Source organism: Streptomyces sp. NPDC005955, from assembly GCF_042871255.1.
Lineage (GTDB): Bacteria > Actinomycetota > Actinomycetes > Streptomycetales > Streptomycetaceae > Streptomyces.
In genome coordinates, this window is the sequence record NZ_JBIAIF010000005.1 from 356,106 (window position 1) to 369,795 (window position 13,690).

General features: G+C 73.8%; 11 protein-coding genes. 5 read left to right on the forward strand and 6 right to left on the reverse strand.

Annotated features, from left to right (window positions below):
- Positions 1 to 102 precede the first annotated feature (102 nt).
- Positions 103 to 1,338, forward strand: coding sequence for an MFS transporter (locus ACFYOU_RS15855; RefSeq protein WP_385488495.1), 1,236 nt, complete (start codon positions 103 to 105; stop codon positions 1,336 to 1,338).
- Entirely contained in the window at positions 1,307 to 2,617 is a 1,311-nt protein-coding gene (locus ACFYOU_RS15860) for a D-arabinono-1,4-lactone oxidase (RefSeq protein WP_389768016.1), read from the forward strand. Before ACFYOU_RS15855 ends, ACFYOU_RS15860 begins: the two co-directional genes overlap by 32 nt.
- 43 nt (positions 2,618 to 2,660) lie before the next feature.
- Here the strand turns inward: ACFYOU_RS15860 and ACFYOU_RS15865 are convergent, their stop codons facing one another.
- Positions 2,661 to 3,764 (reverse strand): hypothetical protein, encoded by a 1,104-nt coding sequence (locus ACFYOU_RS15865; RefSeq protein ID WP_391306181.1) that lies wholly within the window; start codon positions 3,762 to 3,764, stop codon positions 2,661 to 2,663.
- Between the two features lie 486 nt (positions 3,765 to 4,250).
- Here ACFYOU_RS15865 and sepH point away from each other — a divergent pair, with 486 nt between their 5' ends.
- Positions 4,251 to 5,300 (forward strand): septation protein SepH, encoded by a 1,050-nt coding sequence (gene sepH, locus ACFYOU_RS15870; RefSeq protein WP_389768012.1) that lies wholly within the window; start codon positions 4,251 to 4,253, stop codon positions 5,298 to 5,300.
- A 204-nt stretch (positions 5,301 to 5,504) separates the two neighbouring features.
- On the opposite strand, the gene ACFYOU_RS15875 is transcribed toward sepH, so the two are convergent.
- Positions 5,505 to 6,332 (reverse strand): sulfurtransferase, encoded by an 828-nt coding sequence (locus tag ACFYOU_RS15875; protein WP_389768010.1) that lies wholly within the window; start codon positions 6,330 to 6,332, stop codon positions 5,505 to 5,507.
- A gap of 202 nt (positions 6,333 to 6,534) precedes the next feature.
- On the opposite strand from ACFYOU_RS15875, the gene ACFYOU_RS15880 reads away from it, so the two are divergent.
- Positions 6,535 to 7,356: a VOC family protein gene (locus ACFYOU_RS15880; protein ID WP_391306184.1), complete on the forward strand. Its 822-nt coding sequence runs from the start codon at positions 6,535 to 6,537 to the stop codon at positions 7,354 to 7,356.
- Between the two features lie 60 nt (positions 7,357 to 7,416).
- Here the strand turns inward: ACFYOU_RS15880 and ACFYOU_RS15885 are convergent, their stop codons facing one another.
- The 4 genes from ACFYOU_RS15885 to ACFYOU_RS15900 form a co-directional block, all read right to left on the reverse strand.
- Entirely contained in the window at positions 7,417 to 8,067 is a 651-nt protein-coding gene (locus tag ACFYOU_RS15885) for a thymidine kinase (RefSeq protein WP_389768006.1), read from the reverse strand.
- Positions 8,068 to 8,156: 89 nt separating this feature from the next.
- Entirely contained in the window at positions 8,157 to 9,344 is a 1,188-nt protein-coding gene (locus ACFYOU_RS15890; RefSeq protein WP_389768004.1) for an alkaline phosphatase family protein, read from the reverse strand.
- A complete protein-coding gene (locus ACFYOU_RS15895) occupies positions 9,344 to 9,931 on the reverse strand; it encodes a DUF5998 family protein (protein WP_389768002.1) in 588 nt (195 codons plus the stop codon). Before ACFYOU_RS15895 ends, ACFYOU_RS15890 begins: the two co-directional genes overlap by 1 nt.
- Positions 9,932 to 10,079: 148 nt before the next feature.
- Positions 10,080 to 12,974, reverse strand: coding sequence for a GNAT family N-acetyltransferase (locus ACFYOU_RS15900; RefSeq protein WP_391306188.1), 2,895 nt, complete (start codon positions 12,972 to 12,974; stop codon positions 10,080 to 10,082).
- Between the two features lie 278 nt (positions 12,975 to 13,252).
- Between ACFYOU_RS15900 and ACFYOU_RS15905 the strand changes: the two genes are divergently transcribed.
- Positions 13,253 to 13,534: an HPr family phosphocarrier protein gene (locus ACFYOU_RS15905; protein ID WP_385488514.1), complete on the forward strand. Its 282-nt coding sequence runs from the start codon at positions 13,253 to 13,255 to the stop codon at positions 13,532 to 13,534.
- Positions 13,535 to 13,690 lie beyond the last annotated feature (156 nt).

Here is a 13,690-nt window from a genome sequence, read left to right on the forward strand (position 1 = left end):
CCCTTTTCCCTGACAAGTAAGCTGAATCGACCAATAAGCTGTATTGGCCATCAATGTGACTTGCCCGACCGGCTCCGTCGTGGGCCCGCAACGGAGCGTGCCGTGCCCAGCCCCTACCGCCTGATCTTCTCCGCACCGGGCACCCGAGCCTTCTCCGCCGCGGGGTTCATCGGTCGACTGCCCCTGTCGATGATGGGCATCGGCGTGGTGACCATGGTGTCGCAGCTGACCGGCCGCTACGGCCTCGCCGGCGCGCTGTCGGCGACCATCGCCCTGTCCGCGGCGGTGATCGGGCCGCAGGTCTCGCGGCTGGTGGACCGGCACGGCCAGCGGCGGGTGTTGCGCCCGGCCGCCCTGATGTCGCTGTTCGCCGCGACCGGGCTGCTGCTCACCGCCTCGCTGTCGGCACCGGACTGGACCCTGTTCGTGTTCTCGGCGTTCATCGGCTTCACCCCGAGCGTCGGCTCGATGACCCGCGCACGGTGGGCGGTCCTCTACCGGGACACCCCGCACCTGCACACCGCGTACTCCCTCGAATCGGTGATCGACGAGGTCTGCTTCATCTTCGGCCCGATCATCTCGATCGGTCTGTCGACGGTCTGGTTCCCGGCGGCCGGCCCGCTGTTGGCGGCCGTCTTCCTCGCCGTCGGCGTCTTCTGGCTGACCGCCCTGCGGGCCACCGAACCGGTTCCGCACCCGCGGGAGCACCACACCAAGGAATCGGCGCTGCGCTCGCGGGGCCTCCAGGTGCTCGTGGCGACGTTCGTGGCGACCGGCGCGATCTTCGGCTCCGTGGACGTGGTGACCGTGGCCTTCGCCGACGAGGAGGGGCACAAGACCCTGGCGAGCGTGGTGCTGGCGCTGTACGCGGCCGGTTCCTGTCTGGCGGGTGTCCTGTTCGGACTGGTGCGGTTCACCGGCGAGCCCCCGCGCAGGTGGCTGCTGGGCGTCCTCGCGATGGGCCTGAGTATGATCCCGCTGCAACTGGTCGGGAACCTGACGCTCCTGGCCGCGGCGTTGTTCGTCGCGGGGCTGGCCATCGCACCCACGATGATCACGACGATGGCCCTCGTCGAACAGCACGTGCCACGCGCGAAACTGACCGAGGGCATGACCTGGGTGAGCACGGGTCTCGCGGTCGGGATCGCGCTCGGCTCCTCGGCGGCGGGCTGGGTCATCGACGCGGCCGGCGCCCGGGCGGGGTACGGGGTGTCGGGTGTGTCCGGCGCCGTCGCGGTGGCCGTCGGGCTCCTGGGGTACCGCCGGCTGGGCAAGCCGGTGCCGCAGCGGGGAGGGGCCCTCGAAGATGACGAACGGCAAGACCGGCACGTGGCGTAACTGGGCCGGGAACGTCCGGGCCCGCCCGGCGCGGGAGGTCACGCCCGCTTCGGTGGAGGAGGTCGCGTCCGCCGTGCGCCGGGCCGCCGAGGACGGCGTGCGGGTGAAGGCGGTCGGCTCGGGCCACTCGTTCACCTCGGTCGCCGCCACCGACGGGGTGCTGCTCCGACCGGACCTGCTCACCGGCATCCGTCGGATCGACCGGGCGGCGCTGACCGTCACGGTGGAGGCCGGCACCCCGCTCAAGCGGCTCAACCTGGCCCTGGCGCGCGAGGGCCTCTCGCTCACCAACATGGGCGACATCATGGAGCAGACCGTGTCCGGGGCGATCAGCACCGGCACCCACGGCACCGGGCGGGCCTCCGCGTCGATCGCCGCGCAGGTCCGGGGCCTGGAGCTGGTCACCGCCGACGGTTCGGTGCTGACCTGCTCGACGGAGGAGAACCCGGAGGTCTTCGCCGCCGCCCGGATCGGACTGGGCGCCCTCGGGGTGATCACGGCGGTCACCTTCGCGGTGGAACCCCTGTTCCTGCTCGCCGCGCGCGAGGAACCGATGGACTTCGACCGGGTCACCGCGGAGTTCGACGAACTGGTGACGGAGAACGAGCACTTCGAGTTCTACTGGTTCCCCCACACGGAGAACTGCAGCACCAAGCGGAACAACCGCAGCGCGGGTCCGGCGCGGCCCGTGGGGCGGATACCCGGCTGGATCGAGGACGAACTGCTCGCCAACGGCCTCTTCCAGGCCGTGAACGTCCTGGGCCGGGCGGCGCCCGCCACCGTCCCGGCCCTGGCGAAGGTCACCAGCCGTGCCCTGTCGGCACGCGGTTACACGGACGTCCCGTACCGGGTCTTCACCAGTCCGCGCCGGGTGCGCTTCATGGAGATGGAGTACGCCCTCCCGCGCGAGGCGGCGATGGCCGCCCTGCGCGAACTGCGGGCGACGATCGAACGGTCGGGGCTGCGCATCAGCTTCCCCGTGGAGGTGCGCACCGCACCCGCCGACGACATCACCCTCTCCACCGCGTCCGGGCGGGAGAGCGTCTACCTGGCGGTGCACCTGTTCCGGGGCACCCCGTACCGGGAGTACTTCACCGCCGCCGAACGCGTCTTCACCGCCCATGCGGGACGCCCCCACTGGGGCAAGGTGCACACCCGGGACGCCGGGTACCTCGCCGGGGTCTACCCCCGTTTCGGGGAGTTCACCGCGCTGCGCGACCGGCTCGACCCGGACCGCCGCTTCGGCAACGACCACCTGCGGCGGGTGCTCGGCGACTGAGCCCGGCTCCGGCACGCCCCGGCGCCCGGCGGCCCACCGTCGCTCACGGCGAGGGCGTGCCGCCCTGCTTCCCCTCCCCCGGTGCCCCTGCGGTGCCCGACGGGGGCTGCGAGGGGGTCGGCGCGGGGGACGAACCGCCGCCCGGGGTCTGCTCGCCGGCACCGCCCTCCTGGTCGGCGTCCGCACCGTCGCTCGGCTCGGGGGCGGGGCCGCCGTCCTGGCCGGTGCCCGGCTCCGGGGCCGTCGGGGACGCGTCCCCCTGCTGGTCGTCGCTTCCGGAATCCGGGGCGGACGGGGCGTCACCGGTGTCCGGACCGCCGTCCTCGCGCCCGGCGTTCCCGTCACCGCTCCCGTCCCCGGTCGCGTCGCCGTCGCCGGGGGGTGCGGTCGGCCGTTCGTCCGGCACTCCAGGCGAGGGGTCCTTGCGGTCGGGGCCCGGTGCGCCGTCGTTGCCGCCGCCCGTCACGGCCTCGCCGATGGTGGTGCCCCCGCCGCCGCCGAACGACTCGCCGGCGACGAGTTCGTACGCGGTGATGCCGCCCATCGTCACGCCGAAGACCAGCGCGGCGGCGAGCAGCGGACGCTTCCACCAGCGCACCCGGACCCGGTGCACCGTGCCCTGCCCGTACGCTCCCGGCGCTTCGGCGCCCGCCGCGGGGGTCCCCGGGGAGCGGTCGGCCCGCGGATCGACGGTCCGGAGCAGGCGGGTGCGCTCCTGGTACCCCCCGGGCGGGGGGTATCCGTCGCGGACGCCCGGGGCGCCCTCCCCGGCCGGTACCTGACGGGCCCTCGGCTTCGCCTGCCCGGCGGCCCCGCGGATCTGCTCGCCGGTCCGCGTGAAGAAGTGCTGGAGGACGGCACCGCCGCAGGTGACGACGACGCTCACGAGGCCGGCGCCGAGGATCGTGCCGTAGACGCCCGCGTTGGAAGCGAGTTTGGCGGCCACGACCGCGGCGACCGCACTCCCCGCGACCTGCGGGACGTTCAGGTCCCACGCCCGCTTGCCGTCACCCTCCGTGTCCCCCGCACCGGTCCCCGTCCGGGGTCCGGTGTCCAACCGGTCGGTCACCCACCGGTCGTCGTGTGCGTCGTCCGGCGTACCCCCGTTCGGCTGCGGTCGCCTGCCGTTGTCCGGCTTCTCGCCCATCTCCGTACCTTGCCTACCCTTCTCGACTTACTGCACGAGAAGGGGACGTACGCACGAAGCGAATAGTTCCGTTTGGGGTGATTGCGTGAAACACGACACGTCTGACGCCCACCCAGGGACCGCGATCCGCCCGGGAACCGTCGCGCGACCCCGCGTCAACTCCCGGTCGCCGCGTGAACTTGGGCGGCGCGCCAGTCTCCCCGGATGGCCCGAATGGAGTACTGTTGCGAGCCCTGGGTACCGGTCTCCCTGAGGGGTGCCCGGAGCCGTCCAGACCATCCGGGAGGGGACTCGTTGCACAGGGCGACCAGGTTGGTCACTTAACGTGGCGAACAGGTAACCGTGCCATGACGGCGCCCCCGGGCGATTGCCCGACACGCCGGGCAACTCGGCAAGGTTGTGGCAGGCTGCACCCGGGCAGGCCACACTCGACTAGCGGAAGCAGCGACGCACGTGACGTCGGCAGGCACCACCCGGGAGGTCCCCATGCCCGAACTGCGTGTCGTGGCCGTCTCCAATGACGGCACACGACTGGTGCTCAAGGCTGCGGACAGCACGGAGTACACGCTTGCCATCGACGAGCGTCTGCGTGCCGCAGTGCGCGGCGACCGCCCCCGTCTCGGCCAGATCGAGATCGAGGTGGAGAGCCACCTCAGGCCCCGTGACATCCAGGCGCGCATAAGGGCCGGCGCCAGCGCCGAAGAGGTCGCGCAACTCGCGGGCATCCCCGTCGACCGGGTGCGCCGGTTCGAGGGACCCGTGCTCGCGGAGCGCGCCTTCATGGCCGAGCGGGCCCGCAAGACCCCGGTGCGCCGCCCCGGCGAGAACGCGGGACCCCAACTCGGCGAGGCCGTCCAGGAACGCCTGGTGCTGCGCGGCGTCGAGAAGGAGAGCGTGCAGTGGGACTCGTGGCGCCGCGACGACGGGACCTGGGAGGTCCTGCTCGTCTACCTGGTCGCCGGTGAACCGCACTCGGCGAGTTGGACCTACGACCCGCCGCGCCGTCTGGTGCAGGCCGTGGACGAGGAAGCCCGGTCGCTGATCGGCGAGTCCGAGGACATGGCGGCGCCCGAGCCGAGCTTCCCGTTCGTGCCCCGGATCGCCCGGCTGCCCCGCGACCGGTCCATGGACCGCGCGCTGGACCGCGCCCTTCCGCCGGCCGAGGCCGACGACACCGTCACCACCGCCACGGGCGAGGGCAGGGACTCCCTGACCAGCCTGTTGGAGGCGGTGCCGAGCTTCCGCGGGGACATGGTGGTGCCCGAACGTCCGGGTGCGACCGACGGCCCCGACGACGAACCGGAGACGGAGGCCGACCCCGCGGCGGCCGAGCCTCCGGCGCCCGCCGCCTCGGCCGGTGCCGGATCGGCCTATGCCGACGTGTTGATGCCGCGCGCCGTCACCAGCCACCGCGACCGGTTGGTCGGCGCGACCGACCGTCAGGCCGAGGCCGACGGCGTACGACCGGGCCGCCGGGCCGCGGTGCCCAGCTGGGACGAGATCGTCTTCGGCACCCGCCGCAAGAAGCAGGACTGACCGCCGCCGAGGACCCCCGACGAGGTCGACCGCGCACCGGGGGGCCGGCCCGCCCTGCGCCGGCGCACCCGAAACGCCCATCGGGCCCGGCTCGTCCGCCGCCCCCGGTGTGTCCACCCGTGCCTGGACACACCGCACGACGGCCGTACGACCGTCGTGCGGCACCCGCCCCCTACCGGCCGGGTACGTCAGCCGGTGACCGGGTCACTGCGGTTCGGCGCCCTTCGCCACCGGTCGGGAGGTGTCCGCGGACCACTCCGACCAGGACCCGACGTACAGCGCCGCCGGGATGCCGGCGACCGCGAGGGCCAGCACCTGGTGCGCCCCGGAGACCCCGGAACCGCAGTACACCCCCACCCGGGCCGCCCCGTCGGCGCCCAGCGCGGCGAACCGGTCGGTCAGCTCCTCGGCCGGGCGCAGTCGGCCGCCCTCGACGACGTTCTCGCTGGTCGGCGCCGAGACGGCCCCCGGGATGTGGCCGCCCACCGGGTCGATCGGCTCCACCTCGCCGCGGTACCGCTCACCCGCCCGCGCGTCGAGCAGCAGTCCCGACCGGGCGAGCTCCGCGGCCCCGTCCGCGTCCAACAGCGGCACCGCGCCGGGGGCCGGAACGAAGTCGCCGGGCGCGGGGCTCGGCCGCCCCGACTCCAGCGGGCCCGTCCAGTGCGCGAGCCCGCCGTCCAACACCCGGACCGAGGGGTGGCCCGTCCAGCGCAGCAACCACCAGGCCCGGGCCGCCGCCCAGCCCTGTCCCCCGTCGTAGACGACGACGTCGCGGTCGATCGAGACCCCGGCCGCGCGCATCACGGAGCCGAAGCCCTCGACGTCCGGCAGGGGGTGCCGACCGGCGGGGCCCGCGGGACCGGCGAGTTCGGCGTCAAGATCGACGAAGACGGCCCCCGGCAGATGCGCCTCCTCGTAGGCTCCCCCCAGATGGGGGCCGCCGAGCTGCCAACGGACGTCGAGCACCACCGGCGGGGTGGGCCCGGTGAGGTCACCCTCAAGAGCGGATGCGGAGATGATGGCATTCATGTCCCCATCCTGGCGCACGGACTGGCCACGGCGGCCCGTCCCGGATAACGTCCAGGCCCTGGCTTGGCCGAGCACACGCTGTACTCCATCAGGTACGCGGGGTACAAAAGATCGGCATTGATTGCGCGTGGCGCGAAAATGACCGAGAAACGTCTCTCAATGATCGCTGGTTGGCCACCAGCAGACGGAGGAGAAAGCGACCATGACCGAGGCACGGCAGGCAGCCGGCCGACGGGACGGCGCGGAGCAGAACCGGCGCGTTCCGGGCACCCCTTCCTGGGTGAGCCTGATGACGCACGGGATGACCGCGACCCAGGAGTTCTACCGAAGGCTCTTCGGCTGGGAGTTCCAGCCCGGACCGCAACAACTCGGGCCCTACGCACGGGCCCTGCTCGACGGGCGGGAGGTCGCCGGCGTCGGCCAGGTGCCGGCCGGCCGACGGCTCCCGGTGGCGTGGACGCCCTATCTGGCGTCGGACTCCGCGGACACCACCGCCGCCACCGTGCGCCAGTGCGGGGGCACCGTGGCCGTGGGCCCGCTGGACGCGGCGGACGCCGGACGGATGGCCCTCGCCTCCGACCCGGGCGGCGCCGTGTTCGGGATCTGGCAGGGCGCCGCGATGAAGGGTTACGCCGTCACCGGTGTGCCCGGAGCACCCGTGTGGCACGAGTTGATCACCCGCGACACCGCGAGCGTGACGACCTTCTACCAGTACGTCTTCGGCTTCACGACCCGACCGGCGGACCCGGCGGGCACCGCGGCCGACGGGGGCGCGGACCGGCTGACCCTGCTCCTCGACGGCCGTCCGGTGGCCGGGGTGAGGGGCGTCGGCGCCGCGTTGCCGGCCGAGCGGGGCGCCCACTGGCTGACGTACTTCGCCGTCGCCGACCCCGACGAGTCGGTGCGGCGGGCGGTCGACCTGGGCGGGCAGTTGCTCGCCCCGCCCGCTGACGGTCCGCTGGGGCGCTCGGCGACCGTCGCCGACCCCGAGGGTGCGGTGTTCGCGCTCCTCCACCGGGACTGAGCGCCCCCCGGCAGCGCACGCGCGCCTCCCGGCACCGTCCGGGCCGGGAGGGGCGCGGTCTCAGGGCTGGTTGACCGGGAGCACGTCGGGGGACAGGGCGCCCGCCCGGGCCGCGGCCGAGGTCATGCGGCGGCGGTGGTGCCGACGGCACAGGACCTCGTAACCGACCATCTCCGCCGGGCGGTTCACATCGCCGACCACCACCTGGGCGCCCTCGACGACCATCTCCCCGCCGATCGTGCGGGCGTTGTGGGTGGCCCGGGCCCCGCACCAGCACAGGGCCTCGACCTGGAGCTGCTCGATCCGGTCCGCCAGCTCCATCAGTCGCTGCGAACCGGGGAAGAGCCGGGTGCGGAAGTCGGTGGTGATCCCGAAGGCGAACACGTCCAGGCCCAGGTCGTCCACGATCCGGGCCAACTGGTCGATCTGCTCCGGGGCGAGGAACTGGGCCTCGTCGACGATCACGTAGTCGGCCTTGCCGCCCTGGGAGAGCTGGTTGACCAGGTACGCGTACAGGTCCATGTCCGGGGCCGCCTCGACCGCCTCCGTCACCAGGCCGAGCCGGGAGGACAGCTTGCCCTCGCCCGCCCGGTCGTCCCGGGTGAAGATCACGCCCTGGAGTCCGCGGGCCGACCGGTTGTGTCCGATCTGGAGCGCCAGGGTGCTCTTTCCGCAGTCCATGGTTCCGCTGAAGAACACCAGCTCGGGCATGGGGAGACGAGCACCTTTCGAGGGGCGGGAACCCCGGACGGGCCTGAGGCGTTGCCGGGGTGGGGGGACGGTGGGTGGGGCGTGGGCCGTCAGGAGCGTACTTCGAGGAGGGGGACGAGCTGTTCGGCGGGGGTCAGGGAGCCGTGGTTGCCGATGAGGACCGACTCCTTGGGCTCCCGTTCACTGGCGATGATCAGGACGTCGTCCCGGGCCGCGGCCACCACGTCGCCGATGCGCCCGTGGACCCGGGGGTCGACGCGCGGGCCGAACCAGCCGGCGGCGATGGCCTCCTCCCGCCCGGCGACCCAGAACTGCTCGCCCAGGACCTCCCGCCACACGGCGAGGACGTCGGCCTCGGCGCCGGGCACCGCGTAGACGTGCCGGGCCCGACCCTCCCCGCCGAGGAGCGCCACCCCGGCCCGCAGCTCCCAGTCCTCGTCGACGTCGAAGCGGTGCTCGGGGTCGAGGGGGACGTCCACCATGCCGTGGTCGGCGGTCACGTAGAGCGCACTGCGCGGCGGGAGCTGTTCGGCGAGCCGCTGGACCAGCCGGTCGACGTACATCAGCTGGCCCCGCCAGGCGTCGGAGTCGATGCCGTACCGGTGCCCGTTGCCGTCGACCTCGGCGTAGTAGGTGTAGACCAGCGAGCGGTCACCGGCGGCGAGTTGCTCGGCGGCGACGTCCATCCGGTCCTCGCCGGACAGCCGGCCGTGGAAGGTGCCCCCGCTGAGCGCGACCTGGGTGAGCGGGGTGTTCTGGAAGTGCGGGGCGGACACCTGTGCGGTGTGCACGCCCGCCTCGTGGGCCAGTTGGAAGACCGTCGGGTACGGCTGCCAGGTGTGCGGCGCCGTCCAGGGGTACCACCGGAGCTGGTTCATCAGCTCGCCGGTGCCGGGGTTGCGCACCGCGTACCCCGGGAGGCCGTGCTCGCCGGGCGGCAGGCCGGTGCCCACGGAGGCCAGCGAGGTGGCGGTGGTGGCCGGGTAGCCGGTGGTGAGGGGGCGCCCGGTGCCGCCGAGGGAGCTCTCGATCAGGGCGCTCATGAACGGCGCCTCGTCGGGGTGGGCCCGCAGCTGTTCCCAGCCGAGGCCGTCGATGAGGAAGACGCAGTTGCGGTCGGCGGGGGTGAGCTCCGGTATCGCGCTCACCGTCCCGGGGACCGCCATGCCCGCGGCGAGCGTGGGCAGCAGGTCGGCCAGCGAGCCCGAACCGTACGCGGGCACGGGCGCGGAGCCGACGGGCAGGGGTTCCACGTGGTCCCAGGCGGACTGCACCATCAGTGGGTGGTCTCCGCGGTCGCCTCGGAGAGGGCCTGGGCGAAGGCGAGGGTCTGCCGGACGGCGTCGAGGCCGTCACCGGCCTCGCTCACCCGCAGGCTCAGGTCGTCGGCGGTGGTGCTGCCGGTGTAGCCGTGGTCGGCCTCGCAGTTGGGGTCCCCGCAGGCGGCGGGTTCGAGGTCGATCCGGGAGACGGCGCCCCAGCCGATGGTCAGCACCACCTCGCGGGGCAGCGTTCCGGGGGTGTACGCCTCCGGATTGGCGACGACCCGACTGACCACGACCGAGGAGATCCGGTCCAGCTTCACGGACTCCGTGGAGGTGGTCGCGAACGGCGTCGGCGAGGTGCCGTCGGCCGCCTGCTCATCGGTGTGGCTCACGATGAAGCGGGTACCCGTGAGGACGAGCACGGTGACGTGCCTGCGGACCTCGTTGGCGTCGAAGGTGGTCTCCTGGTGGACCAGGTACGAGCCGATCGGCTCGCCGCCGACCGCGGCCTCCACCGCCTCGGCCACCAGAGCCGGGTAGTAGCCGCTGCGCTCGATCGCCGTGCGCAGCCCCTGGGTCGTCGTACTGGTCTTGGCCATGGCGCCCATCCTACGGCCCCCGCGCGTGCCCGAGGTGACTCAGGAGGTTACCTGGTGGGCGGGAGTGTGCGGCGTCACGGACGGGAAAGGTTCGAGCCAGTGTCGGCGGCCGTCGTCGTGGCCGGTGGGGCGCCGGTGACCGGGCCCGTCAGTAGGCGGGCAGGGTGCGCGGGCCCAGGTCGTCCCGGGCGGGTGGTCGTGCGAGACGGACCGAGGCGCCCAGCACGGAGAGTCCGTACTCGGCCACGACGACGGGTTCCAGGGTGATGCCGACGACCTCCGGGTGCTCGTCCACGAGGAGGGACACCCGCAGCAGGAGGTCTTCGAGGGCGGCCGTGTCGGCGGGGGCGGAACCGCGCCAGCCGAAGAGCACGGGGGCGGTGCGGATGGCCCGCACCACGGAACGGGCGTCGCGGTCGGTGACGGGGATCAGTCGGTGCGCGGTGTCGCCGAGCAGTTCGGAGGCGGCTCCGGCCAGTCCGAAGGAGAGGACCGCGCCGACGATCGGGTCGATGACGGTCCGCACGACGGTGTCCACCCCGCGCGGGGCCATCGCCTGGACGACGGGTCGCAGTTCGCGGGGGGCGCCGAAGGACTCGGCCAGCTCGGCGTAGGCCCGGCGCAACTGGTCCTCGTCGGCGAGGTCGAGGCGGACGCCGCCCAGATCGGCGCGGTGGCGCAGGTGCGGGGCGGTGGCCTTGAGGGCGACCGGGTAGCCGAGCAGTTGGGCCGCCGCGACGGCCTCGTCCGGGTGGTCGGCGGGGAGCGTGGCGTGGACGGCGATGCCGTAGTGGGCGAGCAGGGCGCGGGCCGGGTCGTCGGGGAGGGCGAAGCCGCGCGGGTCGTCGGCGGTGGTGGAGGCGTCGAGCTGGGTGGTGATCAGTTCGGCGGCTGCGGTGCTGTCGATGCCGTCGAACTCGGGCACCCGGCCGGGGTCGGCGGCCTCGCGGCGCCACTGGGCGTACTTGACGGCCTCGCCGAGCGCCCGCACGGCCCGCTCGGTCGCCGGGTACGCGGGGATCCCCACGGCGGTCGGGGCGGCGGCCGGACCCGGCGGGGCGTCCGGTGCCCCGGGGGCCGAACCCCCAGGAACCGGGGCGACCGGGACTGCGGGGAGCGGGACGGCGGCGGGGCGGGGGGCCGGCGCGGTCCCCGCGGCGGGGGGCCGGCGCACCGTGGCGCTGGCCTGCGCGAGCGCTTCCGCCAGCCCGCCGAGCTCGACGTGGGCGACCGCCACCGGCTTGCCGGGGTGTGCCGCCGCGGCAGCGCGCAGGGCCCCGGCCAGTTCCTCGTCGCTGCTGCCGCCCTCGCCCACCCGGGGGATGGCGGTGACGATCACCGCGTCGCAGGCTCGGTCGGCGAGCGCCCGGCCCAGGGCGTCCTGGAACTCCGCGGGCGTGGCGGCGGTCCCGAGGTCCAGCGGGCCCAGCGGCCGGAGCCCTTCGGAGAGGCAGGCGTCATAGGTGAGCAGGCCCAGCGACTCGGAGTTGCCGAGGATCGCGACCCGGGGCCCGGCGGGGAGGGGCTGGCCCGCGAGCATCAGACCGACGTCGACGAGTTCGGTGATGGTGTCGACCCTGAGCACCCCGGCCTGCCGCAGCAGGTCCGCCACGGTGGCGTGCGGCAGCCGGGTCGCCGGGACCGCGTGCCCCAGCGGGGAGACGCCCCGGTGCCGGGCGCCCTGGACGACGACCAGCGGCTTGGTGGCGGCGGTGCGCCGGGCGAGCCGGGCGAACTTGCGGGGGTTGCCGATGGACTCCAGGTACATGAGGGCGACGTCGGTGTCGGGGTCGTCGTACCAGTACTGGAGGACGTCGTTGCCGGAGACGTCCGCGCGGTTGCCCGCCGAGACGAAGGTGGACACCCCGGTGGCACCGGTCACCCCGCCGCCGCGCCGGTGCAGCCGGGACAACAGGGCGATGCCGATCGCGCCGGACTGGGCGAACATGCCGACCCGGCCGGGCCTCGGCAGCCCGGGGGCGAGGGAGGCGTTGAGACGGGTCGCCGCGGAGGTGTTGACGATGCCGAAGGCGTTCGGGCCGATGAGGCGCATGCCGTACGAGCGGACCTGGCGGACCAGGTCCCGCTGGCGCTCCCTGCCCTCCTCGCCGAGGTCGGCGTACCCGGCCGAGACGACGACGAGGCCCTGCACCCCGTGCGCCCCGCACTCGTCCACCACCTCGGGCACCCGCTCGGCGGGGACGGCGACCACCACCAGGTCGACGCCCGCCCCGATGTCCGACAGGGACCGGTGCGCGGGCACCGAGTCGATCTCGGCGAGGTCCTCCGGGAACGCCTTGTTCACCGCGTACAGGTCGCCGGTGAAACCCGCCGACACCAGGTTGTCCAGCAGGGCCCGGCCGGCACCGCCCGGGGCGCGTCCCACCCCGACGACCGCGACCGAACCGGGGCGCAGCAACCGCTGCACCGAGCGGGCCTCGGCGCGCTGTTCGCGGGCCCGCTGCACGGCGACGGACGCCTCGGTGGGCTCGATGGCGAACTCCAGCCGGACGACGCCGTCCTCGAAGCTGCGCTTCTGTTGGTAGCCGGCGTCCGTGAACACCTTGATCATCTTGGTGTTGGCGGGGAGCACCTCGGCGGCGAAGCGGCGGATGTCGCGCTCCCGGGCGACGGCGGCGATGTGTTCGAGCATGGCGGAGGCGACGCCCCGCCCCTGGTGGGCGTCCTGCACCAGGAAGGCGACCTCCGCCTCGTCGGCGGGTGCGGAAGCGGACCTGCCGTGGGCGTCGATGCGGTCGTAGCGGACGGTGGCGATGAACTCGCCGCCCACCGTCGCGGCGAGGCCGACCCGGTCCACGAAGTCGTGGTGGGTGAAGCGGTGCACGTCCTTGTCGGAGAGCTTCGGGTACGGGGCGAAGAACCGGTAGTACTTCGACTCGTCCGAGACGTGCTCGTAGAAGCTGACCAGCCGGTCGGCGTCCTCGACCGTGATGGGCCTGATGCGCGCGGTGCCGCCGTCGCGCAGCACCACGTCGGCTTCCCAGTGGGAGGGGTACTCGTGCTGGTCCGGCGGGTTCTGCATGGGGCCAGCGTACGGGTCGCGGTCCGGGCGGGGGCGGGGCAGGCTGAGGTCACCGCGCCCGGTCGGGCGGTGCGCCGACCGGGCGTGCGCGGTCCGACGTCCGAGGGGCGGCGGGCAGCGGCGGCACCGGGCGGGAGGTACGGAACCGGCGGGCGACCGACCGGGCGGTGTGGACACGCGTTCCGCCGGCCCTGGGGATGAGGGCCACCGCTGTGGGAGACTGGTCTAGACAACCGAACAGAGCCTTGCAACCTTGCGTACCCGAAGGGCAGCATCACATGGCTGAGCGCCGCGTCAACGTCGGTTGGGCCGAGGGTCTCCACGCCCGCCCCGCCTCCATCTTCGTCCGGGCGGCCTCGGCCACCGGCGTCCCCGTGACGATCGCCAAGGGCGACGCCGCCCCGGTCAACGCCGCCTCGATGCTGGCGGTCCTCGGGCTCGGTGCGCACGGCGGTGAGGAAGTCGTCCTCGCCTCCGAGGCGGAGGGCGCGGACGCGGCCCTGGACCGACTGGCCAAGCTGGTGGCCGAGGGCCTGGAACAGCTTCCCGAAACGGTCTGACCCCGGTCCGCGCGTGGGTGTCCGTCGAATTCGAGGGACACCCGCGAAACCAGTGAATGTCCGCGCCGCACATTCGGGGATGCATTCCCGAAATTCCCCGCGCTATCTCGGCGCGATCGCCGCGCGAAACAAATGACACCACGACGCGACGTATTC